We start from the raw sequence: 24,277 nt of genomic DNA on the forward strand, positions 1-24,277 counted from the left end.
CGTCTGAGCCCCACGCGCGGGCATCGGGTACGGTGACGCTCATGTTCGCGCAACTTCTGCACCGCACCTGGTGGTGGACCGCACATCCGGCGGCCCACTGACTGCGCGTATCTGAAACCGCGAAGGCCGCCCGAGGGGCGGCCTTCAGTGTTTTACGACACCGGCTGTTCCTCCCGAACGACTCCCGACAGTCTCTGGAAGGAACACCCTCATGCTCGACTCACTGCTCACGGGCGACCGCCCCTTCGCGCTTCTGCGCCGCCGCACCCCTGGCCGCGAGCACGACACGGTCGAGGTCCTGACCGGCCCGGTCGCCGAGTACGAACGCCTCGCCGACATCCCCGAAGGGCTCGCCCTCGTCCCCTTCCGGCAGATCAGGGAACGCGGCTTCGACGTCCGCGACGACGGCACCCCGCTCACGGTCCTCACCCCCGAGGAGTCGTACGAACTCCCGCTCGCCGAGGCCCTCGAACAGCTTCCGCGGCACGACGTCCAGGTCCGCGACGGCGGCTTCGACGTCGACGACGACGCGTACGCCGACATCGTGGGCCGGGTGCTGCGTGAGGAGATCGGGCAGGGCGAGGGCGCGAACTTCGTGATCCGCAGGACGTACGAGGGTGAGATCGCGGGATTCTCGCGGGCCGACGCCCTCGCGCTGTTCCGGCGGCTGCTCGACGGGGAGCGGGGCGCGTACTGGACGTTCGTCGTGCACACCGGGGACCGGACGCTGGTGGGCGCGAGCCCCGAGGTGCACGTCCGGATGTCCGGCGGCACCGTCGTCATGAACCCGATCAGCGGCACGTACCGCTACCCGGCCGAGGGCCCGACGCCCGAGCACCTGCTGGACTTCCTCGCCGACGGCAAGGAGATCGAGGAGCTGTCGATGGTCGTCGACGAGGAGCTCAAGATGATGTGCACCGTCGGCGACATGGGCGGTGTCGTCGTCGGTCCGCGGCTCAAGGAGATGGCGCACCTCGCGCACACCGAGTACGAGCTGCGGGGGAAGTCGACCCTCGATGTGCGGGACGTACTCAAGGAGACGATGTTCGCGGCCACCGTCACCGGCTCGCCCGTGCAGAACGCGTGCCGCGTCATCGAGCGGCACGAGGTCGGCGGCCGCGGCTACTACGCGGGCGCGCTCGCGCTCGTCGGCAGGGACGCGGGCGGGGCGCAGACGCTCGACTCCCCCATTCTGATCCGCACCGCCGACATCGACGCCTCCGGGCAGCTCCGCGTCCCGGTCGGCGCGACCCTCGTGCGCGGCTCCGACCCGGCGAGCGAGGTCGCGGAGACGCACGCGAAGGCGGCGGGCGTGCTGGCCGCGCTGGGCGTGCGCCCCGCACGCCCGCGTGCCGAGAGCACGCGGCCCGCGCTCGCCGACGACCCGCGGGTGCGGGCGGCGCTCGACGGGCGCAGGTCGGCGCTCGCGCCGTTCTGGCTGCGGATGCAGAAGCGCGAGAACGAGCTTTCCGGGCACGCGCTCGTCGTCGACGGCGAGGACACCTTCACCGCGATGCTGGCGCACGTGCTGCGCTCGACGGGGCTCGACGTGACGGTGCGGCGCTACGACGAGAAGGGCCTGCGGGAGGCGGTGCTCGCACACGAGGGCCCGGTCGTGCTGGGCCCCGGCCCCGGCAACCCCTCCGACCTGACCGACCCGAAGATGCGCTTCCTGCGCTCACTGACCGCCGACGTGATCCGCACGCACGAGCACGGCGTGCTCGGCGTCTGCCTCGGGCACGAGCTGATCGCGGCGGAGCTGGGCCTGGAGATCGTCCGCAAGGAGGTGCCGTACCAGGGCGCGCAGACCGACGTCGAGGTGTTCGGGCGGACCGAGAAGGTCGGGTTCTACAACAGCTTCGTGGCGTCCTGCGACGACGCGGCGGCGACCGAACTGGCGGCGCACGGCGTGGAGATCAGCCGGGACCGGGCGACGGGTGAGGTGCACGCGCTGCGCGGGCCCTCCTTCGGGGGCGTCCAGTTCCACCCGGAGTCGGTGCTTTCGCTGCGCGGCGCAGGGATCGTACGGGAGCTGCTGGCTCAGCTGGTCGACGGCGCCTCTGCGGGGACCAGCACGTTCTCGGAGCGGCGCCCGGCCTGATAGTCGAGGACGTTCTGCACCGTGGTCTCGATGATCTGTCCGACCGCGTCCACGGTGTAGTACGCCTGGTGGGACGTGACCAGGACGTTCGGGAACGTGACGAGGCGGGCCAGGGTGTCGTCCTCGACGACGTCGAGGGACTTGTCGAGGAAGAACAGGCCCGCCTCGGCCTCGTACACGTCGAGGCCGACGCCCGCGAAGCGGCCCTCGCGGAGCTCCGTGACCAGGGCCTTCGTGTCGATGAGGCCGCCGCGGCTGGAGTTGATCAGGATCGCGTCGTCCTTCATGGCGCGCAGCGCGGCGGCGTCCACGATGTGCTCGGTGGCGGGCAGCAGCGGTACGTGCAGGCTGACGACGTCGGCCTCGGCGAACAGCTGCTCCTTGTCGACGTACTTCATGCCGAGGGCCGTGCAGTTCGGGTTCTCGGCGACGTCCCAGCCGAGCAGGTTCATGCCGAAGCCGTGCGCGATCCTGGTGAAGGCCTCGCCGATCTTTCCGGTGCCGAGCACGCCGACGGTGCGGCCCCGCAGATCGCGGCCCATCAGCCCGTCGAGGCGGAAGTCGAAGTCGCGGGTGCGGGTGCTGGCGCGGACGATGCGGCGGTTGACGGCCATCGCGAGGGTCCAGGCGAACTCGGCGACCGAGTACGGCGAGTAGTACGAGACGCGGGACACGGTCAGGCCGAGCCGCTCGGCGACCTGTAGGTCGATGTTGTTGAAGCCCGTGGAGCGCTGGGCGATCAGCTGCGTGCCGCCGGCCGCGAGGGTCTGCAGCACGCGGTGGTTGAGGGTGGCGTTGACGCTGGTGGAGACGATCTCGTAGCCGGCCGCGATCGGTGCGGTGTCCTCGTTGAGGAAGACGTCGAGGCAGCGGACGTCGTGGTGCCCTTCGAAGGCCTTCTCGATCAGAGGCTTTTCGTCGGATTGCACGCCGAATGCGAGGATCTCCATAGAGGGAGTGTATGTACGGCCTTTCCGTACGGCACACGGAGCCGTGGATCGGTTGCGCAGTTCCCCGCGCCCCTGAAGACGCCTACCCGAAGAACACGCCGACCTCTTCGTACAGAGCGGGATCCACTGTCTTGAGGCGGGCCGTCGCGTCCGCGATAGGCACCCGCACGATGTCCGTCCCCCGCAGCGCCACCATCTTCCCGAAGTCCCCGTCCCGCACCGCCTCGATCGCGTGCAGCCCGAACCGCGTGGCCAGCCAGCGGTCGAACGCGGACGGCGTGCCGCCCCGCTGCACATGGCCGAGGACCGTCGTCCGCGCCTCCTTGCCCGTCCGCTTCTCGATCTGTTTCGCCAGCCACTCCCCCACGCCGGAGAGGCGCACGTGCCCGAAGGAGTCCAGGGACTCGTCCTTCAGCACCATGTCGCCGTCGCGCGGCATCGCCCCCTCGGCGACGACCACGATCGGGGCGTACGAGGAGCGGAAGCGGGAGGTGACCCAGGAGCAGACCTGCTCGACGTCGAAGCGCTGCTCGGGGATGAGGATGACGTTGGCCCCACCGGCGAGGCCGGAGTGCAGCGCGATCCAGCCCGCGTGCCGGCCCATGACCTCGACGACGAGGACCCGCATATGGGACTCGGCGGTGGTGTGCAGCCGGTCGATGGCCTCCGTGGCGATGCCGACGGCCGTGTTGAAACCGAAGGTGTAGTCCGTACCCGAGAGGTCGTTGTCGATGGTCTTCGGTACGCCGACGACCTTGATGCCGTACTCGTCCGCGAGCCGGGCCGCGACGCCGAGGGTGTCCTCGCCGCCGATCACGATGAGGGCCCCGACCTCCTGCTTGGCGAGGTTCTCCTTGACGCGGCGGATGCCGTCCTCCGCCTGGAGGGGGTTGGTCCGCGAGGAGCCGAGCACGGTGCCGCCGCGGGGCAGGATGCCGCGCACCGCGGGGATGTCGAGAGGGACGGTGTCGTTCTCCAGGGGGCCGCGCCAGCCGTCCCGGAACCCTACGAAGTCGTAGTCGTACTCCTGCACACCCTTGCGCACGATGCCCCGGATGACAGCGTTCAGTCCGGGGCAGTCACCGCCTCCGGTCAGCACTCCGACCCTCATGGCGTAACTCCCTTGTCACGGCGAGTGGTTGGGGCCACTCTCCCGCGCGGGGTCAGTCGTCGTCCAGACCTCGCTCGATCGCGTACCGGACGAGTTCCACGCGGTTGTGCAGCTGGAGTTTGCCGAGGGTGTTCTGCACGTGGTTCTGGACCGTGCGGTGCGAGATGACCAGTCGCTCGGCGATCTGCTTGTAGCTCAGGCCCTTCGCGACGAGGCGCAGCACCTCGGTCTCCCGGTCCGTGAGCTGCGGGGCGGCGCCCGACTCGTCGGCGTCACCGGCCGGGGACGGGTCCGATGCGAGCCGCCGGTACTCACCGAGGACGAGGCCCGCGAGGCCCGGCGTGAACACGGGGTCGCCGACGGCGGTGCGCCCCACCGCGTCGATCAGTTCGTCCGTGGAGGCCGACTTGAGCAGATAGCCGGTGGCACCGGACTTCACCGCCTCCAGTACGTCGGCGTGCTCACCGCTCGCGGACAGCACGAGGACGCGCAGGCGGGGGTCGGCGCCGACGAGTTCCTTGCAGACCTGGACGCCGGGCTTGGCCGGCAGGTTCAGGTCGAGGACGAGGACGTCGGGCCCCGCGGCCTGCGCGCGGCGCACCGCCTGCTCGCCGTCGCCCGCCGTGGCGACGACCTCGAAGCCGGCCGCGCCCAGGTCGCGGGCGACGGCGTCGCGCCACATCGGGTGGTCGTCGACCACCATGACCTTGATGGATCCGTTCGGTTCGCTCATCTCTCCGGTCCTGCCTTCCCCCGTGGCCCGTACGGGCCGCTTTCGCTACTTCTTCGGTACGCGCAGTTCGACCTCGGTGCCCTGGCCGGGGACCGAGATCAGCTCGGCGGTGCCGCCGATGTCGCGCAGCCGGCCCCGGATCGACAGGGCGACGCCGAGCCGGCCCTCGCCCTCGGCCTGCGCGAGGCGGCCCTCCGGGATGCCGGGGCCGTCGTCCCGCACCGTCACGATCACCGCGTCCGACTCGTCCTCGACGAGGATCCACGCGCTGGCGTCCGCGCCCGCGTGCAGACGCACATTGTCCAGGGCGGCACTGACGGCGGCGGCCAGTTCGCGGGCCGCGGCGGGCCGCATCGGCACCGGGGCGCCCGGCTCCGAGAAAGTGATGCGTCCACCGGCGTGCCCGGCAAGGAGGGGGCGCAGATCGCGCGGGCCCGCGCCCTCGTCCTCGGCCGGTTCCGCCGGCTCCACCACAGTGCGTACGACGGCGCCGGCCTCCGCGTCCTCGGACGCACGCGAGGCGGGTACGAGGCCCCCGGCGACCAGCGTGCGCAGCGCGACCTCCTGCTCGCCCGCCATCCGGCCGAGCTCCGCCGCCTCACCGCCCAGGGCGGTGCCGCGGCGCTGCACCATCGCGAGGACCTGCAGCACGCTGTCGTGGATGTCGCGGGCGAGGCGCTCCCGCTCGCGCGTCGTCGCCTCGATCTCCAGGGCGCGGGCGAGGGTGCGCTCGGAGGCGCGGGCCACCTCCACGACGTAGCCGATCGCGATGGAGGCGATGCAGACCAGAAGGACGCTGTGGATGAGGCCGCGGGTGATGTCGCCGCGCTGCAGCACATTGGCGACGCCGATGAGCAGGGACGCTCCGGCTGCCCACCGCCAGCCGCCCTTGAGCGCCCAGGCGAGGACGGCGCCCGCCGTCCAGATCGACGGCAGCGTGGAGCCCCCGGTGACGGCCCGCTCGTGCCCGGCGACCGGCGAGAGCAGGATGCCGGCGACGGCGATCGTCAGGTCGGCGGTGAGGAACCGCTTGGTGCAGCGCCGGGCGCCCGACACCTGCGGCAGCGTCGCCAGCGTCCACACCGCGAGGACCGCGAAGTAGCCGGCGCCGACCCACGGGCGCTCGTACACCTCGTACGAGGAGGCGAACAGCCCGATCGCGTAGACGAGGGTCAGCAGGCGGTACCCGGTGAGCGCGCGCCACAGCGGCTGCTCGACCGACATCCGCACGACCCGCTCGCGCCCGACCGCGTTCCCCATGTCCCCTGTCCCCCCGTTGGCACTTCCGGGTACTTCTGCTCCTGCGCCCTCCTTGGGACGACGCGGCTAGGAGCCGTCCCGTTCCTTCTCCAACGCCTTCTTCGCCGCTTCCCTCTCGGCCTTGGCCGCCTTCTCCGCGTCCGCGATCTGCCGCTTGGCGGCCGTCGCGTACACGTCGACGTACTCCTGGCCGGAAAGCTTCATGATCTCGTACATGACCTCGTCGGTGACAGCCCTCAGGACGAAGCGGTCGCTCTCCATGCCGTGATAGCGGCTGAAGTCGAGGGGCTTGCCGATGCGGATGCCCGGGCGCATCAGTTTGGGCATCACCTTGCCGGGAGGCTGGATCTTCTCCGTGTCGATCATGGCGACGGGGATGACGGGGGCGCCGGTGGACAGTGCCACGCGCGCGAGGCCGCCCGGCTTGCCCCTGTAGAGGCGGCCGTCGGGGGAACGCGTCCCCTCCGGGTAGATGCCGAACAGCTCGCCGCGCTCCAGGACCTCGATGCCGCTCTTGATGGCGGCCTCGCCGGCGCCCCGCGAACCGGAGCGGTCCACGGGCAGCTGGCCGACGCCCTTGAAGAAGGCGGCCGTCATCTTTCCCTTGACCCCGGGGGTGGTGAAGTACTCGGCCTTCGCGATGAAGGTGACCTTGCGGTCGAGGACGGCGGGAAGGAAGAACGAGTCGGAGAACGAGAGGTGATTGCTGGCGAGAATCGCGGGGCCCTCGGCGGGGATGTTCTCGAGGCCCTCCACCCACGGCCGGAAACCGAGCTTCAGCGGCCCTCCGATGGCCACCTTCATTGCGCCGTAGATCAACCCACTGCCTTCCCTCGTGCCCGGACCTCGTACCGGGACCAGTCCGAGGATCCGACCTTAACCCGCGGGGCCGCCCCGGGGCCCGACGACCCTGGCCGACCTGCTTGCCCGGCCGGGGGTCCGGGGGTTGTCCCCCGGGAAGACACAGCACCCGCGGGGCCGCCCCGGGGCCCGACGACCCTGGTCGGTGTCAGTCCGGTCGCGTACCGTGAGGTTCACGTCGCTGTTGCTCGTCAGCTCGTTCCCCTGCACGTCCGTCCACCGTTTCTCTGCCATGAACAGGAGACCGAAGGTGCCGGTCCTTCCTGGAGCCGAGCCGTACCGCCACGACGGTGGCGAGGTCGGCGTCCTCCTCTGTCACGGATTCACCGGATCGCCCCAGTCGCTGCGGCCCTGGGCCGAGTACCTCGCCGAGCGCGGGCTGACCGTCTCGCTCCCGCTGCTGCCGGGCCACGGCACGCGCTGGGAGGACCTGTCCGTCACCGCCTGGCAGGACTGGTACGCGGAGGTGGACCGCGCCCTGCGCGAGCTCACCGACCGCTGCTCCCACGTCTTCGTGTGCGGCCTGTCGATGGGAGGCGCGCTCGCCCTGCGCCTCGCGGCCAAGCACGGGGACCGGATCGCGGGCCTCGTCCTGGTGAACCCGGGCAACAAGGTGCACGGCCTGTCCGCGTACGCGCTCCCGGTCGCCCGGCACTTCGTGAGCACGGTCAAGGGCATCACCAGCGACATCGCCAAGGAGGGCGCGGACGAGGTCGGCTACCCCCGGGTTCCGCTGCACGCGGCGCACCAGCTGCGCATCTTCTTCCGGATCGTGGACCGTGAACTGCCGCAGGTGACGCAGCCCCTGGTGGTGCTGCACAGCGTGCACGACCATGTGGTGCCGCCCGCCGACTCGGCGCGGGTGCTCGGCCGCGTCTCGTCCACGGACGTCACGGAGATCCTGCTGGAACAGAGCTACCACGTGGCGACGTTGGACCATGACGCGGACCGGATCTTCGAGGAGAGCTACGCGTTCTTCGACCGGCTCGCTCCCGAAGTCGGCAAGATCCCCAGCGAGGGCGTGGAAGGGACGAGCACCGGTGACTGAGCAGGAGCGGGGCGGGTCCGAGCGGCCGGACAGCTCGGAGCCGCACGACCAGGAGGAGACCGGCGGGCAGTCGCGCGATCCCCTGCTGCCGAGCGACGAGGACGCGGCGTGGGCGGCGATCGTCGCCGGTTACGGGGAGGAGCCGCCGGACCCGCCGGGCGCCAAGCCGTTCAAGTCGGTGGAGGACCTGGCGCTGCTCGAACCGGAGACCAACGATGCGCCGAAGCGGCCGTCGGACGCGCGGCGGAGCACCACGGAGAAGGACGCCCCGGACCAGGACCGCGGTCAGGACCGGGACCAGACCCAGTCCCAGGACCAGGACCCGGATCGGGGCAAGCAGGGCCCGCTCGGCTCCTCGGTCTCCTTTGCGCCGGGCATCGCCTCCACTCCAGGACCGCGCGACCACGCGCCGCCCGCGCCCTCGGACGACGACTTCGGCGGCGCCGACGAGGGCCACTTCGTCCCGCCCGAGCCGCCCCCGCTGCCGGAGGGCGACGTCACGGCCAGGTTCGCCTGGCTCGCGGTGGTCGGCGGCCCGATCCTGCTGCTCCTCGCGGTGCTGCTGGGCTGGGACATGACGTGGTGGCTGGCGACACTGTGCATCGGCGGCTTCCTCGGCGGCTTCGGCACGCTCGTCGCCCGGATGTCACCGGGCGACGACGAGGACGGCGACGACCCGGGCCGCGGCGCCGTGGTCTAGAACGTGATCTAGGACTACGTGGCGGGAACGCGGAGGGCGGCGAGCACCGGCAGATGGTCGGTGGCCGCCCTCAGCTCGTCCCGGTCCAGGAAGTCCGGCACCCCGCACCCCAGCACCTCGATGCCCTTGGTGGCGAGGATCGCGTCGATACGCTGATGGGGATCGGCCGGCGTCGAGGTGTACTCGCCGCCCCAGGGCCGGGTCGCCCAGGCGTCGTTCAGGGTGCGCGCGAGGCGCCGGAAGGTGCGCCCGCCGGGCCGCTCGTTGAGATCGCCGCCCACGACGGCGTGCTCCACCCCCATACCGGCGACCCGGTCGAGGAGCATCCCGCCCTGCGCGTACCGCTCGTCCTTCTGCAGGCTCAGATGGCAGCTGACGACACCGAGCCGCGCGTCCCCGAACCGCACGACGGCGGTCGCGAAGCCGCGCCGGTGCAGTCCCGGCGTGAGCGGCAGCAGTACGTCCTCGGTGCGCTCGACGGTGGCGCGCAGCGAGCAGAGCAGCGCGGGCCCTGCGGCGCTGCCGCCCCCGGAGAGGATCACCAGGTCGGCCGCGCGGGCGAGCCGGGCGAGCTGCTTGCGCCAGCGGAAGAACCGGGGCGCCTCCTGGATCAGTACGAGGTCCGGGGCGCAGGCCTTCATCACGCGGGCGAGGGCGACGGGGCTGTCGCGCATCGAGCGGATGTTGTAGCTGAGGACGCGAATGACGGCCGAACCGTCCGCTTCCGTACGGGACTTGGGAAGTTCGGTGCGTTCTTCGGGGAGCGAGCCGGAGTCCATGAAGATCAAGATACGCCGGTGCCCGCCGCCCCCACGGGGAACGACGGGCACCAGGTGCGCATGTACGTCACATGACGGGGTCGGGCTCCCGCGCCAGGTCGGCGGCGCCGACCATGCCCGCCTTATTGCCCAGCTCGGCCGCGATCACGTCGGCCACGGGCCGCCAGTTGCCGCCGACCAGCCACCGCTTGTACGACTTGCGGATCGGGTCGAGGACCAGCTCGCCCTCGTCCGAGAGGCCGCCGCCGACGATGAACGCCGACGGGTCGAACAGCGAGGCCAGGTCGGCCAGGCCCGCGCCGGCCCAGCGGGCCAGCTCGCGGTACGAGTCGACGGCCACCGGGTCGCCCTCACGGGCGGCCGAGGAGATGTGCTTGCCCTCGATGCCCTCGGGGCTGCCGTCGCCGAGCGAGAGCAGGTACGAGGCGTTCTCCGGCGTCGCGTTCGCCCGCTGCTTCGCGTAGCGGACGAGCGCGCGGCCCGACGCGTACTGCTCCCAGCAGCCCTGCGAGCCGCAGCCGCACAGCAGGCCGTCCGGCACCATGCGGATGTGGCCGAACTCGGCAGCCACGCCGAAGTGACCGCGGCGCAGCTTGTTGCCGATGATGACGCCGCCGCCGAGGCCGGTGCCGAGGGTGATGCAGATGACGTTGCGATGGCCCTTGCCCGCGCCGAACTTGTACTCGCCCCAGGCGGCCGCGTTCGCGTCGTTCTCGACGATCACGGGCAGCTTGACGCGCGCTTCGACCTTCTCCTTCAGCGGTTCCTGACGCCAGTCGATGTTCGGCGCGAAGTACACGGTGGAGCGCTGACGGTTGACGTAGCCGGCCGCACCGATGCCCACGCCCACGATCTCGTGCCCGGCCCTGGCACCTTCCACGGCCGAGGCGATCGCGTCGACGATCCCGTCAGGCGTGGAAGGCGTCGGCACCTTGAACGTGGAGAGGATGTTGCCCTCCTCGTCGACCACGCCGGCCGCAATCTTCGTGCCGCCGATATCGACGCCGATGGTGAGTCCCATGAATCCCTCAGTTCGGTCGAGCCCCGCTAGGGCCCACCCTAACCGAGCAGGGGCCCGGCCCCCGGCTCAGTCCAGGTCGATGTGCTCTCCACCGGGGCCTTCGTCCTCGGGGCCCTTGGGATCCTCGGCGTCCTTCGGTGGGGCCGGCTCCTGGGTGCGCTGGGTCCAGCGGCGCTCCTGGCCCTCGACCGCGGAGCGGTAGGCGGCGAGCAGTTCGTTGCCCGCGGCGGCCAGGTGGTCGAACACGTCGGCGTTCCGGTCGATGACCGGCTCGATGACGGAGCGGGCCTGCCGTACGGCCTGCTTGGCGACCTGCTCCGCGGTGCCCTGGGCGACCGGGCCGAGGAACGGGGCCTGCACGGACGAGAGCTTGTCGGTGACGGCGTCGACGAGCTTCTTCAGCTCCTCGGCCGCGGATCCGGGCGGCGGCCCGTACTCGGCCCTGCGGCGGGCCCGCTCCTCCTCGAGATCCTCGGCGCACGCCTTCTCCCAGGCGTCGGCGTCGACCTGCTGGGCGGGTTGCTCGGTGGCGTCGCTCATGACGGCTGACTCCTGCGGAGAGCTGGACCGGTTACCCCTTCGACGTTACCCGAACGGGTGCGCCCCGTTCACCGGGTCTGCGGCCACAGATCCGGATCGGGGGCAAAGCGGACCCGGAGCTCGCCGTCGACGAGCCCCGCGCCGGCCACGGTGCAGCGGCGGGGCGCGGAGGGCAGCGGGACGATACGCCGGAACGGGCCCGCGCCGACGACCAGTTCGTCGCCGCGCCGCATCAGGCTCAGCTCCTCGCGGACGGCCCCGGGCAGCGGTATCCGCCACACCAGGACGCCGTCCTCGCCGAGCCGGTCCTCCACGGGCCACGGGGTACGGGGGCCCGGCAGGGTCGCGGGCACCGGTACGTCCAGGTCCCCGGGGCGCGGGTCGCGGCCCAGGTGGGGCAGCTCGTGCGCGCCGGGCCACTCGGCGACGACCTTGCGCTGGCGGGCGGCTGCGTCGGCGAGCCACGGGTCGGTGGAGCCGTCGGGGAGCACGCGGTTGGCGACGACCGACTCGACGTCGAGCCCGTACAGGGCAAGGCCGGTGCGGGTGGTGCGCAGGGTCTCGGCGGCGGCCCGGGTGGGCTCGGCGACGAGTCGTACGCGGGTGGTGGCGGCCTCGATCACGGCCTGCGCGGCGGCGAGTTCGGCGTCCCAGCGGGCGGCGGACTCGTACAGCCACTGCCCGGGCATCGGCACCCCGGCGAGCCGGCCGAGCACGGGGCGCAGGGCGCGCGCGGCCTGCCGCTCCGCGGGGAGCAGGCGGCGCAGATAGCGGCGGAGCTGCTCGGGCAGGGCGAGCGTGTCGATGGCGCGGGGCGCGGGCGGCAGGTCGACGACGAGCAGGTCGTACGGCCCTTCGGCGCTGTCCCGCAGGGCGCGGAGCAGCGCGAGCTCCTCGCTGCCGGGGAGGGGCGTGACCTCGTCCGCGTCGAGCCGGGCGGCGCCGAGGAACTCGAGGCCGGAGGCGGCGCGGTCCTGGAGGGCGAGGAGGTCGCGGCGGAAGTCGTCGGCCGGGGTGAGACGGACGACGTCGACGTCCGTCAGTTCGGCGACCGGGTCCGCGGTGATCAACCTCGTACGCACCCCTTGCCGGGCGGCCCGTTGGGCGGTGGCGGCGGCGACTGTGGTGCGGCCGGCGCCGCCGGGGCCGGTGACGAGAAGGGTGCGCATGGAGTGTGAGGCTACCTGTGGTTCCGGCCACCGTTGTCTGCTGCCCGGAACCGGGGGCGAGGTCTCGGGGCTCTGCCCCGGACCCCGCGCCTCAATCTCCCCCAGCTCACGCTGGGAGGTGCCCCCTGCGGGGCTCTAACTGCCCGACTCCACCCGCTTCTTCAGGCCCGCCAGCGCGCGGTCGATGATGACCTTCTCGGCCTTGCGCTTGATCATGCCGAGCATGGGGATCTTCACGTCGACCGTGAGGGAGTACGTGACCTCGGTCCCCTCGCCCGCCGGCTTCAGCACGTACGAGCCGTCGAGGGAGCGCAGCATCTGGGACTTCACGAGGGTCCAGGAGACCTCGTTCTCGCCGGCCCAGGTGTACTTGAGCGTCTGGTCGTCCTTGATCGCCCCGGCGTCCATGACGAGCCGGACCTGTTCGGCGCGGCCGGCCTCGTCCTCGGCGATGACCTCCGCCTCCTTCACCTCACCCGTCCAGTCCGGGTAGCGGGCGAAGTCGGCGATCACCCCCATGACATCGGCGGGGGCCGCCTCGATCGTGATGCTCGAGCTGGTGTGTTCCGCCATCGCCGTGGCTCCTCCGGATACCGGTCTGGGTGCGCCGTGCCTGCCTGCGTGTGTGTCCCGTGAAGGCTATCGCGCGCATGCGCTGTCGCTGTCACCACTCCAGTGCCCAGGGCCTGCCCGACCCCGCGAAGTGGCCGACATTCACGCATTCCGTGGACCCGATCCGCATCCGTCGCGCGAGCGGCTGGTGGACGTGGCCGAAGAGCGAGTACCGGGGCCGGGTCCGGCGAATCGCCTCGAGGAGGGCGCGGCTGCCGCGCTCGAACCGCCGCGCCACGGTGTCGTAGACGAGGTCGGGAACCTCCGGCGGGATGTGCGTGCACAGCACGTCGACCTCGCCCACGGCCTCGATCTTCGCGGCGTACTCCTCGTCGTCGATCTCGTACGGCGTGCGCATCGGCGTGCGGAGCCCGCCCCCGACGAAACCGAAGACCCAGCCGCCGATCTCGACGCGCTCCCCGTCGAGCACGGTCGTGCCGGGGGCGGCGTACTCACTCCAGAGTTTCGGCATATCGACATTGCCGTAGGTCGCATACGTCGGTGTGGGGAACGCCGCGAACATCTCCGCGTACTGCTTCCTCACCGCTTTTTCGATGGCCGGCACACGGTCTATGCCCGCCCAGAGCTCCGCTCCGAAGGCACGCGCCTCCTCGAAGCGACGGGCGGTGCGCAGTTCAACGATGCGGTCCGCGTTCTCGACTCCGAACAATTCGGGGAAAATGCCGCGCGCATGATTTGCGTAATCAAGGAACAACACCAGGTCACCAAGGCAGATGACGGCATCGGCGCCGTCTCCCGCTCGTGCGAGGTCGGTGGAGTTTCCGTGCACATCGCTGACCACATGTACGCGCATGCCGATCACCCTAGGACGATGGGTCCCGGAATGGGTAGAGGCGGCCGGACCTGCGGTTACTTCCGAGTCGGTCGGCTTCTGGACTAGGGTGCGAGAACAGTCGCGGCGGCGTGTGACGCAGCGAACATCTGGTCCGACCCCCCTATCGAAGAAGCAGTACCGATGGGTAACGTCCGGGCAGTCCAGTCGTGTTCAGTTCAAACAATGAGCGCCGCCGAGTTGGAGCGGACAATTCATTGATGCACTGTGCACCTGCCCGATCTTGGACCGCACCGACGCATCACAGAAGAGTGGCGCCGGCGCCCTACGAGGAGCAGCAGTCTTGCGCGAGTTCAGCCTTCCCGCTTTGTACGAGGTCCCCGCGGACGGCAATCTGACCGACATCGTTCGCAGAAACGCCGCGCAGCACCCGGACGTCGCCGTGATCGGCCGAAAGGTCGGCGGCACGTGGCAGGACGTCACGTCCGTCCAGTTTCTCGCCGAGGTGCGCGCGGCCGCCAAGGGCCTGATCGCGTCCGGCGTGCAGGCCGGCGACCGCATCGCGCTCATGTCGCGCACCCGCTACGAGTGGACGCTGCTCGACTTCGCGATCTGGAGCGCGGGCGCGATCACCGTCCCGGTCTACGAGACGAGCTCGCCCGAGCAGATCCAGTGGATCCTCGGCGACTCGGGCGCGGTCGGCATCCTCGTCGAGCTGGACGCGCACGCCGCGGCCGTCGCCTCCGTGCACGACCGGCTGCCCGAGCTGCGGCACGTCTGGCAGATCGACGGCGGGGGCCTCGACGAGCTGTACCGCGCCGGTGCCGAGCTCTCCGACGGCATGGTCGACGACCGCAGCGCCATCGCGAAGGCCGACGACCCGGCGACCATCGTCTACACCTCGGGCACCACCGGCCGCCCCAAGGGCTGTGTCCTCACGCACCGCAGCTTCTTCGCGGAGTGCGGCAACATCGTGGCGCGCCTCGGCCCCCTGTTCCGCACGGGCGAGTGCTCCGTGCTGCTCTTCCTTCCGGTGGCGCACGTCTTCGGCCGCCTCGTCGAGGTCGCCTCGCTGATGGCCCCGATCAAGCTGGGCCACGCCCCCGACATCAAGCACCTCACCGATGAACTGGCCGCGTTCAGGCCTACGTTGATCCTGGGCGTGCCGCGCGTCTTCGAGAAGGTCTACAACTCGGCGCGGGCCAAGGCGCAGGCCGACGGCAAGGGCCGGATCTTCGACAAGGCCGCCGACACGGCGATCGAGTACAGCCGCGCGCTGGACACGCCGAACGGCCCGTCGCTGGCCCTGAAGCTCAAGTACAAGACGTTCGACAAGCTCGTCTACGGGAAGCTGCGCGCCGTCCTCGGCGGGCGCGGCGAGTACGCGATCTCGGGCGGCGCGCCGCTCGGCGAGCGGCTCGGCCACTTCTTCCGCGGCATCGGCTTCACGGTCCTGGAGGGCTACGGCCTCACCGAGTCCTGCGCGGCCACGGCGTTCAACCCGTGGGACCGCCAGAAGATCGGCACGGTGGGTCAGCCGCTGCCGGGGTCCGTGGTCCGGATCGCCGACGACGGCGAGGTGCTGCTGCACGGCGAGCACCTCTTCACCGGCTACTGGAACAACCAGGGCGCCACCGAAGAGGCCCTGGCCGACGGCTGGTTCCACACCGGCGACATCGGCACGCTGGACGAGGACGGCTACCTCCGCATCACCGGCCGCAAGAAGGAAATCATCGTCACGGCGGGCGGCAAGAACGTCGCCCCGGCGGTGATCGAGGACCGCATTCGCGCGCACGCGCTCGTCGCCGAGTGCATGGTCGTCGGCGACGGCCGCCCGTTCGTCGGCGCGCTCGTCACCATCGACGAGGAGTTCCTCGGCAAGTGGGCCGCGGACCACGACAAGCCGGTGGGCTCGACGGTGGCATCGCTGCAGAACGACCCCGACCTGCTGGCCACGATCCAGGCGGCCGTGGACGACGGCAACGCGGCGGTGTCCAAGGCGGAGTCGGTCCGCAAGTTCCGCATCCTCGGCGCCCAGTTCACCGAGGAGTCGGGCCACCTGACGCCTTCGCTGAAACTGAAGCGGAATGTCGTGGCGAAGGACTACGCGGACGAGGTCGAGGCGATCTACCGCGGCTAGCGGTACCGGGTGGCATCCGCCGCGGCGCGTTGGTGTGCGGTGCGGCGGATGTTGCGTTTACGCCTCGGGGCTCCGCCCCGGACCCCGCTGCTCAATCGCCGCAGGGGCTTCATTGACCGGCACCGGGGTGCCGCGCAACCAAAACGGCAGGCGCCGACCCCGGTACCCGGCTACAGCAACCCCCGCAACCGCTCCGCCAGCAAATCCCAGCGCCACTTCTCCTCGACCCATTCGCGGCCCCGCTCGCCCATCCGGCGGCGGAGTTCCGGGTCCTGGAGGAGCGTCACGATGCGGTCCGCGGACTCCGCTTCCGAGCCGCCACGGACGACCCACCCCGTCTCACCGTCGAGCACCGCGTCCGGCGCGCCGCCCGAGTCGCCGGAGACGACCGGGAGCCCGGTCGCGGAGGCCTCCAGGTAGACGATGCCGAGGCCCTCGACGTCGAGCCCGCCCCGCCGCGTACGGCACGGCATCGCGAACACGTCCCCCGCCCCGTAGTGCGCGGGCAGCTCCTCCCACGGCACGGACCCCGTGAAGCGCACCGAGTCCGCGACCCCGGTCTCGGCGGCCAGCTTGCGCAGGTCCTTCTCGTACGGCCCGCCGCCCACGATCAGCAGCACCGCGTCCGGCACGGCCGCCAGGATCTTCGGCATGGCGAGGATCAAGGTGTCCTGGCCCTTGCGGGGCACCAAGCGCGAGACGCACACCACCACCGGCCGGTCCGTGAGCCCGAGCCGCGCCCGTACGGCATCCCCACCCGACCCCGGGTGGAACGTCTTCTCGTCGACCCCCGGCGGAAGCTGCTCCATCCGCTCCGCCGCCGCGGGCGTGAGCGCCGCCGCGATGCGCGAGCGCGTGTACTCACCGAGGTACGTGATCGTGTCCGTGCCCTCCCCGATCCGCCGCAACAGCTGCCGGGACGCGGGGAGTTGGGCCCAGCCCGCCTCGTGCCCGTGCGTCGTCGCGACGATGCGTGAGGCGCCCGCCCTGCGCAGCGCGGGCGCCATCAGGCCGAGCGGCGCCGCCGCCCCGAACCACACCGACGTACAGCCGTGCGCCCGCAGCAGTCCCGCCGCGCGCTTGGTCACGCGCGGGGTCGGCAGCAGCATCGTCGTGTTGTCGCGCACCACGGTGAACGGCTGCTCGGCGTCGAAGGCCGCCGTGGCCTCGATGCCCTCGCGGGTGCGCTTCCACGTCGAGGCGTAGACGACGAGCCGCTCCGGATCCAGGCGCAGCGCCATGTTGTGCAGGAACGCCTGGATCCCACCGGGGCGCGGCGGGAAGTCGTTGGTCACGAGCAGTGTCTTCGGTGTCTGGCGCATCACCGCCGACAGTACCGAACGCGCCCGGCGGTGGCCGCCGCGCCGCGGGGTCCATGGCCAGGCCACAGGGCTTCCCGGCATCATGTATCGAATGAAGACGCGAACGCCCGCCGGGCTCCTGGTCACCTGGGTACTGACCCGCGCGCTGCTTCTGCTGTGCGTCTTCAAGGTGATCGTTGTTCCGGGTCCCGACGTCACCAGCGACGTCCACGTGATTTACCAGGGCTGGTTCGATGTGCTGCGCACCGGAACGTTCCCTCTGGACGACGTCACGTGGCAGTACCCGCCGGCCGCCGCGATGGCGATCCTCTCCCCCGCGCTGCTGCCCTTCCTGGAGTACGCCTCCGCCTTCTTCCTGCTCGCGTTCCTGGCGGACGCCGTCGTCCTGCTGATGCTCCTCTACGTCTCCGAACGGCGGGGCGGATCGCGGCGCGGCACCTGGGTGTGGGTCATCGGGCTGCCACTGCTCGGACAGACCGTCTACGCGCGCTACGACGTGATGGTGACGGCCGTCGCGATCGCGTCGCTGCTCGCGGCGGCCCGGCATCCGCGGGCCGCGGGCGTCTTCGCGGCGATCGGCGCGATGATCAAGGTGTGGCCGGCGCTGCTGCTGGTCGGCACGCGGCGCGGCCGGGCCGCCCGGCAGACGTGGGGCACGGCGGTCCTGACAGCGGCCGGGCTGCTCGTCGCCTTCACGCTCGCGATGCCGGGCGCGCTCGCCTTCCTCACGTTCCAGAAGAACCGCGGCACCGAGGTGGAGTCCCTCGGCTCACTCGTCTTCCACGTGGCGCGCCAGTTCGGCTGGAACGGCACGGTGCAGCTGAACTACGGCTCGGTCGAGTTCCTCGGCCCGTACGTGGACGTGGTGAGCACCCTGGCGCAGGTACTCACGGCGCTCGCGTTCGGCTGGCTGCTGCTGTGGCGGTTCAAGGCGCGCGCCTGGCAGCCCGCGACGCTCGCCGACGCGGGCCTGACGGCGGTGCTGCTGTTCACGACGACGAGCCGCGTGATCAGCCCGCAGTACATGGTGTGGCTGGTGGGCGTCGCGGCGGTCTGTCTCCTCTTCCGCGACAGCCGGATGACGCTGCCGGTGTGGCTGGTGCTCGCGGCGACCTTCGTGACGTTCCTGGAGTTCCCGCTCTACTTCGGCAACGTGGTCGCCAGCGACCCGATCGGCGTCACCCTCCTCCTCGTACGCAACGGCCTGCTGGTCGTGGCCTCCCTCAGCGCCTGCCGCCGGCTGTGGCGCGCCACGGTGACCGAACCCCGGCGCGCCGAGCACGCCCCTGCGCCCACCCCGACCTCGCGCGACAACGCGGTACCGACGCCCTAGGGCCCAAAAATCAGCCCAGCTCGGACCGCACGTACTCCCGCCACTGCGCCACGAACTCCTGCTCGTCGATGCCGAGGGCCTGCCGCAGCGCGCCGTCGACGGCCCCTTCCCGCTGCTTGTGGCCGCCGACCGCCTTGTAGAACGCGTTGAGCTTCGCCTCGCCCCAGCGGTCCGCGATCATCCGGCAGGCCAACCAGCCGCTCTCGTACGCGCGGGCGAGCTTGGCGGAGTCGCCGGAGAAGCCGAAGTCCTTGTCGTCGGGGAGCCGTGCCGGCGCCGCGCTCTGCTCGACCGCGCGGCGCAGTTCGGGCGCCGCCTGGCCCGGTGTGCGGTCGCTCTCGCGGTAGCCCGCCCAGTCCGCGTACCCCTCGGAGAGCCACAGCGGGGTCGCGGCGGACGTCGCGCGGCGGGTGGCGACGTGGGCGGTCTCGTGGGTGAGGACGACCTGCTTGCCGACCTCGCCGAGCACGCCGTACGCCTCGGGGTTGAGGATCACCCGGTCCGCGGGCGCCGTGCTGGGACCGCCCGCCTCGCCCGTCGTGACGGCCGCGATCCCCTGGTAGCCGGCGGCGGGCGAGCCCAGCAACTCGCCCATCTCGTCGAGGGACTCGGGCACCAGAACGACGACCCGGCGCGCCCAGTCGCCGCCCCATGCACGCTGCACCGAGGGCACCGCCTCGTCGGCGAGCTTCGCGTAGGAGCGCAGTTCGGAGCGTGGTTTGCCGACCCCGAGCACCAGGCTGTGCGCGCCCTTCACCGCGGCCACCTCCCCCTGCTCCCACAGCTGTTCGCCCGCCTTCTTCCCGGGCCGGTCCCCAATGACGTACCAGCCGTCGTCGCCGTGGCCGAGCGTCAGCCTGCGCTCGGCAACGACGGGCGCCTTGTCGTAGCCGTCGATGCGGTAGCGCAGTTCGGCGGTGGCGGTGGCGCGGGATCCGGAGCGCTTCAGGTGGGTGAGCTTGTACTGCCAGGAGTCGAGCGGGACCTCGGAGAGGTCGTCGAGCAGGCCGGGCTCCGCGCTGCCCGTCGACCGGTAGGCGGGCCCGTCCCGGGTGACGACCGCGTGCGCCCGCTGGTCGAGCACCCGCTGCACGGCGGACGCGTCGGCACCCTTCGGCCCCGCGTCCCTGCCGCACCCGGAGAGCGCGGAAAGCCCTACGAGCAGGGCGCCCAGTGCCACCGCACTCCCCGCCCTGCCCACCGCACGCCCTCGACCAGCCATCTTGTCGATCGTACGGCTAGGGTCCTTCTGACGGATCAGGCTGGACGTGGTCGGCTGTCATGTTCGGTGCCGGTGAGCGGGGGCTGGTGCGTGCAGCTGCAAGGCGGAGGAGGGCGTCAACGCGGAGCGTTGGCAACCGACGACAACGCAGCAGATGTGCGTGCCAGGGCCCGCGACTCCAGCAAGATCCGTCAGAAGGGCCCTAAGTCCCGCGGGAGGCATCAGACGCGGGTCACGGATGAGACGGGCATCATGCCGACCGGGTCGTAGCGCACCGGGGCGCCCGGGTGCGGCGCGTGGATCACCTGGCCGTTGCCCGCGTAGATGCCGATGTGGTGGGCGTCGGAGCCGTACGCCACGAGGTCGCCGGGCTGCGCCTGGGAGAGCGGGACCTGGCGGCCCGCGTACCGCTGCGCCTGCGAGGTGCGCGGCAGACCGATGCCCGCCTGCCCGTACGACCACTGCATCAGGCCCGAGCAGTCGAAGCCGGAGGGCCCTGTGGAGCCCCAGACGTACGGCTTGCCGAGCGCCGACTTGGCGGCGGCGAGCGCGGCGGCAGCGCGGTCGGAGGAGGCGGGCCCCGCACCGGCCAGATCGGGGCGGGCGCCGCCACGCGAGGCCCGGTCGTACGCGGCCCGCTCCCCGCTCGGCATCGCGTTGAGCAGTTGCCGCGCCTTGGCCAGCTTCTTCTCCACGGTCTGCTTGTGCTGCCTGACGGCCTTGCGGGCGGCCTCCAGCTCGGCGAGCTCGGACCGCGCCTCGGCCCTGCGCTGGTCCAGATTGCGCTGGGCGCCCCGCAGTTCGACCAGCTCGCCCGCGTGCCGCGCGCCGATCCGGTCGAGCGTGCCGGCCTTGTCGAGGTAGCCGTCCGGGTCGGAGGAGAGCATCAGGGCGAGCGAGGGGTCCATGCCGCCGGACCGGTACTGGGCGCCGGCCACCACGCCGAGCGCGCGCCGCATCGCGTTGATCCGCTCCTGCCCGCGGGCCACCTGGTCCTGGGTGTCGGCGAGTTCCTTGCGGAGCTTGTCCGTGCGCTCGTCGGCCCGGTTGAACGCCTCGGTGGCCTCCTCGGCCTGCTCGTACAGGCGGTCCACCGCGGCCTTGCCTGCGGCGGGCCTGTCCTGCGGCGCCGCGCCCGCGGGTGCTGCGCCGAGGGCCGCTGCCGCGGAGGCCGCGGCCACGCCCAGAACGGTCGCTCGCGTACTCCGGTCGAGGCCCGAGTGCCGAGAGTGCGAGATACGGCGATGAGAACCCACGGGTTGCCGCTCCCCTTCCGCTGACGGACCCCCGTGATCGGGGGAATGCGCGCCGACAGTAGTCGGGCGACTACCGCCTGACCAAAGACCGTTCAGGGGACACGCAGCGCGGCGCCCCGCCTCTGACGCAGGTCATGGGCGGGGCGCAGGGGTCAGCGCGGGTCCGTGGAATTCGCCCGAACGGGCGCGTTTCCAGGGCACGTTGGGAAGTGGAAAGCGGGCCCTTCCAGCGAGTCCGCCGGGAGGGCCCGCTTCGGCCGCGACGGTCAGATGCGGCGGGCGGTCTGGTAGGGACCGACCGTGTCCATCGACTCGTAGCGCACGCTGGCACCGGGGTGCGGGGCGTGCAGGACCTGACCGTTGCCCGCGTACAGGCCCACGTGCTCGGTGTTGTTGAAGAAGACCAGGTCACCGGGCTTGAGCTGGCTCCTGGCCACCTCGGTGCCCTCACCGATCTGCGTGTACGTGGTCCGGGTTATGGAGACACCGGCCTGGTTGTACGCCCACTGGGTCAGGCCCGAGCAGTCGTAGGAGTTGGGGCCCGAGCCGCCGGAGACGTACGGCTTGCCGATCTGGCTGGCGGCCGCGGACAGGGCGGCGGAGGCGCGGCCCGAGGCGGGCAGCGCGTCGCCGAGGTCGACACGGCTGGCGGAGTCGCGGCTGGCGCGCTCCTGCTCGGCGGCCATCTTGGCCCGCTGCTCGGCGGTCAGCGTGTTGAGCAGCTTGCGGGCCTCCGCGAGCTTGCCCTGGACCTGGTCCTTCTTCTTGCCGAGCTCGGTGCGCGTGTCGGCGAGGTCCTTGAGCTTCTGGGAGGCCTCTGCGCGCTCCTGGGCGAGCGTGCGCTGCTTCTCCTGGACCTTCTTGAGCGACTCGAGCTGCTGGGCGCTGAGCGAGTCGAGCGTGGAGGCCTTGTCGAGGTAGCTGTCCGGGTCCGAGGAGAGGAAGAGCTGGACCGAGGGGTCGATGCCACCGGAGCGGTACTGCTGCCCGGCGAGCGTGCCGAGGCCGGAGCGCAGCTCGTTGAGGTCGTCCTGGCCGCGGGCGACCTTGTCCTGGAGATCGCCGATCTCCGACTCGAGCTTCTTCTGCTTCTCCTTGGCCCCGTTGTAGTGGTCGGTCGCGAGACCGGCCTCTTCGTAGAGCTTGTCGACCTTGGCCTTGACTTCACTCTTGCTGGGCTTCGGTGCGGCGTTGGCGGCCTGAGAAGTAAGGGCCACGGCAGCGGCGGCGGTCGCGGTGAGCACGGTCACGCGGGTGCGGCTCGGCTGCTTGGGTCGACGGTGGGACGCCACGAAGGCGAGCTCCTTCTTCCTCCAGCCGCCTACCGATGCGCCGGCGGGCGGTGTCCCTCCACCGTCACCCCTTTTAGGTGATCACCCGAGCGGAGGTTCGAGCCGACCCTAGTGACCTCTTCGTGATCAGTTCAAATCCCTCAGAGAAAAAACTCCGTCACTCGCTGCATTCTTTGCACTCAACTCACATGCAGTGATGTCCGCTTGACGCTACGTTGCGTGAAGGTTTCGCCAATTCGGGCATTCGACACGGATGTTGCGCGTGTGACATAGGTAACTCGGGGCCCCTTTTGGTCGAACGTCAGCCGTGCGAGAGTCGTTTCAGGAGCACCACGGAGGCGACCGGGCGTGCCCCCGCCTTCGCGATGCCGTCCGCGACCTCCCGGTCGGTCGACACGACGATGACGGGGCGGCCCGACGGCTCGGCGCGCACGAGCTGACGGATCAGCTCGTCCGCCGTGACCCCCGGTTTGGAGAACAGCACCCGCACCCCGCGCGGCGGCGCGAGCAGTACGGGCGCGGCGAGTTCGGCCCCGTCGAAGACACAGGTCACCTCGGCCCCGGTCTGCGCCGCGAGCTGCGAGAGCGAACCGAGCAGGCGCAGCCGCTGCTTCTCCAGGGGCATCGTCGGATACCCGGTCTTCGTGACGTTGTAGCCGTCGACCACGAGGTGGGCCTGCGGAAGCGCCAGCAACTGGTCGAGGATCGCCGGGTCGTGCTCGTGCAGGGCGCGCGCCGCGATGTCCTTCGGCGTCATCCGGCCCGGCTCGACGGCGTCCACGGAGTCGGCGGGCCGCGAGGACACCGGCGGCAACGCGAGCTCCCTGCGCAGCCCCTGGGCCGCGTCCAGGACCGTGTCGAGCAGCAGCCGCACCCGCATGTCCTCGATGCTGCGGCCCTCGCGGGCAGCCCTGCGGGAGGACTCGAGGGCCGACTCCGCCTCGCCGAGCCGCGATTTGAGCCGGCGCGACTCGCTCTCCGCGGCGGACACCTGGGCCTGCCCCTCGGCGCGCACCGCGTCGGTCTCGACCTTCGCCTTGCGCACGGCGGCCTCGCCGCGCTTCACGTCACTGAGAGCGGCCCGCAGCTTGCGCTCCACGGAGGCGACCTCGCGCTTGGCGGCGTCGAGCTCCGAGCGGAGCCGCTCCGCCTCGGTCCTGGTGTGGGCCCTGGCCTCGGCCAGATCAGCGCGCAGCCGCTCCAGTTCGGCGCGGGTCTCGTCGTCGGCGCGCTCGGCGTCGGCCCGCTCCGCGTCCTCGCCCGCGGCGGCGACGAGCTTCACCCAGCCGACGGGCCGCAGCACGTAGGCGGCCGCCGCCACGTCGAGCGGATCGGCCGCGGGCGGCGGGGAGCTCGCCTCCAGGGCGGCCGCGAGCTCGGGCTGCGCGTCCCGCAGGCGCTCCCCGATGCGCTGCCGGAACAGCGGGTCGCTCTCCAGGGCCGCGGCCATCGCGTTGCCGGCGAACTTCATCCGCCGGGTCGGGGTGAACCGGGCATACTGCCGCAATTGCGCCGGAAGTTCACCTACCGTCAGACCGCCGAAGCCGTCCGACGCGATCTGCACGACCCGTCGTCGTACCCCTTCGGGCAGCGGTCGGTCGAGCACCTCGGCGGCGCCGCCCTCCCCGGCCTCCCCGCCTGTGCTCTCCACCATCCGTCACCCCAATGTCGCTGTGGAGCCGCTCCTCAGGAGTCGGCGCCCGGCCTGTCCACCAGTTCCACCTGATCCACCGCGTTGCACCAACGACAGCGCACCGACTCGATGGTCTCACTGACCACCTCGCGCTCCTCCACCTTCGGCTCACCGGCCAGGTCCAGGTGGACGTACTCGACGACCTTTGAGGACCGCGTGACGTCGAAACGCGTCAGATTGCCGCACAGGGTGCAGCGCCAGCGGGTGGTGGCGGTCGGCAGGGGAACCGTCATCGAGTGGTGCCTTCTTCCGGATGCATACGGATTGCGTGGTGCTGCTTTATTGCCCGTAACCCTACGGCCTGCCGTACGCCGCCCGCTCCCCGCCTTGCGTCATGCTCT

At 71.4% G+C, this 24,277-nt stretch carries 22 protein-coding genes; 5 read left to right on the top strand and 17 right to left on the bottom strand.

The window, feature by feature from the left end; genetic code table 11:
* Positions 1 to 211 precede the first annotated feature (211 nt).
* Positions 212 to 2,101 (top strand): anthranilate synthase family protein, encoded by a 1,890-nt coding sequence (locus OHA73_RS14000; protein WP_327655194.1) that lies wholly within the window; start codon positions 212 to 214, stop codon positions 2,099 to 2,101.
* Here OHA73_RS14000 and OHA73_RS14005 read toward each other — a convergent pair.
* From OHA73_RS14005 to OHA73_RS14025, 5 genes are all read right to left on the bottom strand, one after another.
* Positions 2,041 to 3,051, bottom strand: coding sequence for a 2-hydroxyacid dehydrogenase (locus OHA73_RS14005; protein ID WP_266720514.1), 1,011 nt, complete (start codon positions 3,049 to 3,051; stop codon positions 2,041 to 2,043). The genes OHA73_RS14000 and OHA73_RS14005 overlap by 61 nt on opposite strands.
* An 82-nt stretch (positions 3,052 to 3,133) precedes the next feature.
* Complete coding sequence (locus OHA73_RS14010; protein ID WP_266720512.1) at positions 3,134 to 4,162, bottom strand: 6-phosphofructokinase; 1,029 nt, start codon at positions 4,160 to 4,162, stop codon at positions 3,134 to 3,136.
* A gap of 52 nt (positions 4,163 to 4,214) precedes the next feature.
* On the bottom strand, positions 4,215 to 4,895 hold the full coding sequence (locus OHA73_RS14015) for a response regulator (protein WP_266720510.1): 681 nt from the start codon (positions 4,893 to 4,895) through the stop codon (positions 4,215 to 4,217).
* 45 nt (positions 4,896 to 4,940) lie between these two features.
* Positions 4,941 to 6,155, bottom strand: coding sequence for a MacS family sensor histidine kinase (gene macS, locus OHA73_RS14020; protein WP_327655195.1), 1,215 nt, complete (start codon positions 6,153 to 6,155; stop codon positions 4,941 to 4,943).
* Positions 6,156 to 6,221: 66 nt separating this feature from the next.
* The gene (locus OHA73_RS14025) at positions 6,222 to 6,974 is read right to left on the bottom strand and encodes a lysophospholipid acyltransferase family protein (RefSeq protein ID WP_266720506.1); all 753 of its coding nucleotides are present in this window, start codon (positions 6,972 to 6,974) and stop codon (positions 6,222 to 6,224) included.
* Between the two features lie 292 nt (positions 6,975 to 7,266).
* On the opposite strand from OHA73_RS14025, the gene OHA73_RS14030 reads away from it, so the two are divergent.
* Positions 7,267 to 8,064 carry an alpha/beta hydrolase gene (locus OHA73_RS14030; protein ID WP_266725531.1) on the top strand — a complete coding sequence of 266 codons (798 nt, stop codon included), beginning with the start codon at positions 7,267 to 7,269 and terminating at the stop codon, positions 8,062 to 8,064.
* Positions 8,057 to 8,764, top strand: a complete 708-nt coding sequence (locus OHA73_RS14035; RefSeq protein WP_327655196.1) for a hypothetical protein — start codon at positions 8,057 to 8,059, stop codon at positions 8,762 to 8,764. Before OHA73_RS14030 ends, OHA73_RS14035 begins: the two co-directional genes overlap by 8 nt.
* Positions 8,765 to 8,778: 14 nt before the next feature.
* Here OHA73_RS14035 and OHA73_RS14040 read toward each other — a convergent pair whose 3' ends face one another.
* The 6 genes from OHA73_RS14040 to OHA73_RS14065 all read right to left on the bottom strand — a co-directional run bounded on the left by OHA73_RS14040 (position 8,779) and on the right by OHA73_RS14065 (position 13,699).
* Positions 8,779 to 9,543, bottom strand: a complete 765-nt coding sequence (locus tag OHA73_RS14040; protein WP_327655197.1) for an endonuclease/exonuclease/phosphatase family protein — start codon at positions 9,541 to 9,543, stop codon at positions 8,779 to 8,781.
* Positions 9,544 to 9,610: 67 nt separating this feature from the next.
* A complete protein-coding gene (locus OHA73_RS14045) occupies positions 9,611 to 10,564 on the bottom strand; it encodes an ROK family glucokinase (RefSeq protein ID WP_266720500.1) in 954 nt (317 codons plus the stop codon).
* A 66-nt stretch (positions 10,565 to 10,630) separates the two neighbouring features.
* The gene (locus tag OHA73_RS14050) at positions 10,631 to 11,104 is read right to left on the bottom strand and encodes a DUF5304 domain-containing protein (RefSeq protein WP_266720498.1); all 474 of its coding nucleotides are present in this window, start codon (positions 11,102 to 11,104) and stop codon (positions 10,631 to 10,633) included.
* A gap of 68 nt (positions 11,105 to 11,172) precedes the next feature.
* Positions 11,173 to 12,273: an ArsA family ATPase gene (locus OHA73_RS14055; protein ID WP_266720496.1), complete on the bottom strand. Its 1,101-nt coding sequence runs from the start codon at positions 12,271 to 12,273 to the stop codon at positions 11,173 to 11,175.
* A 135-nt stretch (positions 12,274 to 12,408) separates the two neighbouring features.
* Positions 12,409 to 12,846, bottom strand: a complete 438-nt coding sequence (locus tag OHA73_RS14060) for an SRPBCC family protein (RefSeq protein ID WP_327655198.1) — start codon at positions 12,844 to 12,846, stop codon at positions 12,409 to 12,411.
* Positions 12,847 to 12,937: 91 nt separating this feature from the next.
* Positions 12,938 to 13,699 carry a metallophosphoesterase family protein gene (locus tag OHA73_RS14065; RefSeq protein ID WP_266725529.1) on the bottom strand — a complete coding sequence of 254 codons (762 nt, stop codon included), beginning with the start codon at positions 13,697 to 13,699 and terminating at the stop codon, positions 12,938 to 12,940.
* 322 nt (positions 13,700 to 14,021) lie between these two features.
* Between OHA73_RS14065 and OHA73_RS14070 the strand changes: the two genes are divergently transcribed.
* Positions 14,022 to 15,818 (top strand): AMP-dependent synthetase/ligase, encoded by a 1,797-nt coding sequence (locus OHA73_RS14070; RefSeq protein ID WP_266720492.1) that lies wholly within the window; start codon positions 14,022 to 14,024, stop codon positions 15,816 to 15,818.
* A 170-nt stretch (positions 15,819 to 15,988) separates the two neighbouring features.
* On the opposite strand, the gene OHA73_RS14075 is transcribed toward OHA73_RS14070, so the two are convergent.
* Positions 15,989 to 17,140, bottom strand: a complete 1,152-nt coding sequence (locus OHA73_RS14075) for a glycosyltransferase family 4 protein (RefSeq protein ID WP_267070720.1) — start codon at positions 17,138 to 17,140, stop codon at positions 15,989 to 15,991.
* A gap of 91 nt (positions 17,141 to 17,231) precedes the next feature.
* Between OHA73_RS14075 and OHA73_RS14080 the strand changes: the two genes are divergently transcribed.
* The gene (locus OHA73_RS14080; protein WP_327655199.1) at positions 17,232 to 18,473 is read left to right on the top strand and encodes a glycosyltransferase family 87 protein; all 1,242 of its coding nucleotides are present in this window, start codon (positions 17,232 to 17,234) and stop codon (positions 18,471 to 18,473) included.
* 10 nt (positions 18,474 to 18,483) lie between these two features.
* On the opposite strand, the gene OHA73_RS14085 is transcribed toward OHA73_RS14080, so the two are convergent.
* From OHA73_RS14085 to OHA73_RS14105, 5 genes are all read right to left on the bottom strand, one after another.
* Positions 18,484 to 19,695 (bottom strand): hypothetical protein, encoded by a 1,212-nt coding sequence (locus OHA73_RS14085; protein ID WP_327655200.1) that lies wholly within the window; start codon positions 19,693 to 19,695, stop codon positions 18,484 to 18,486.
* Positions 19,696 to 19,916: 221 nt separating this feature from the next.
* Positions 19,917 to 20,951 (bottom strand): C40 family peptidase, encoded by a 1,035-nt coding sequence (locus tag OHA73_RS14090; RefSeq protein ID WP_327655201.1) that lies wholly within the window; start codon positions 20,949 to 20,951, stop codon positions 19,917 to 19,919.
* A gap of 266 nt (positions 20,952 to 21,217) precedes the next feature.
* The gene (locus OHA73_RS14095; protein ID WP_266720482.1) at positions 21,218 to 22,243 is read right to left on the bottom strand and encodes a C40 family peptidase; all 1,026 of its coding nucleotides are present in this window, start codon (positions 22,241 to 22,243) and stop codon (positions 21,218 to 21,220) included.
* Positions 22,244 to 22,544: 301 nt separating this feature from the next.
* Positions 22,545 to 23,897: an NYN domain-containing protein gene (locus OHA73_RS14100; protein ID WP_327655202.1), complete on the bottom strand. Its 1,353-nt coding sequence runs from the start codon at positions 23,895 to 23,897 to the stop codon at positions 22,545 to 22,547.
* Positions 23,898 to 23,929: 32 nt separating this feature from the next.
* Positions 23,930 to 24,169, bottom strand: coding sequence for a hypothetical protein (locus OHA73_RS14105; RefSeq protein ID WP_009309707.1), 240 nt, complete (start codon positions 24,167 to 24,169; stop codon positions 23,930 to 23,932).
* Positions 24,170 to 24,277: the final 108 nt, after the last annotated feature.

This window comes from Streptomyces sp. NBC_00483 (assembly GCF_036013745.1).
GTDB lineage: Bacteria > Actinomycetota > Actinomycetes > Streptomycetales > Streptomycetaceae > Streptomyces.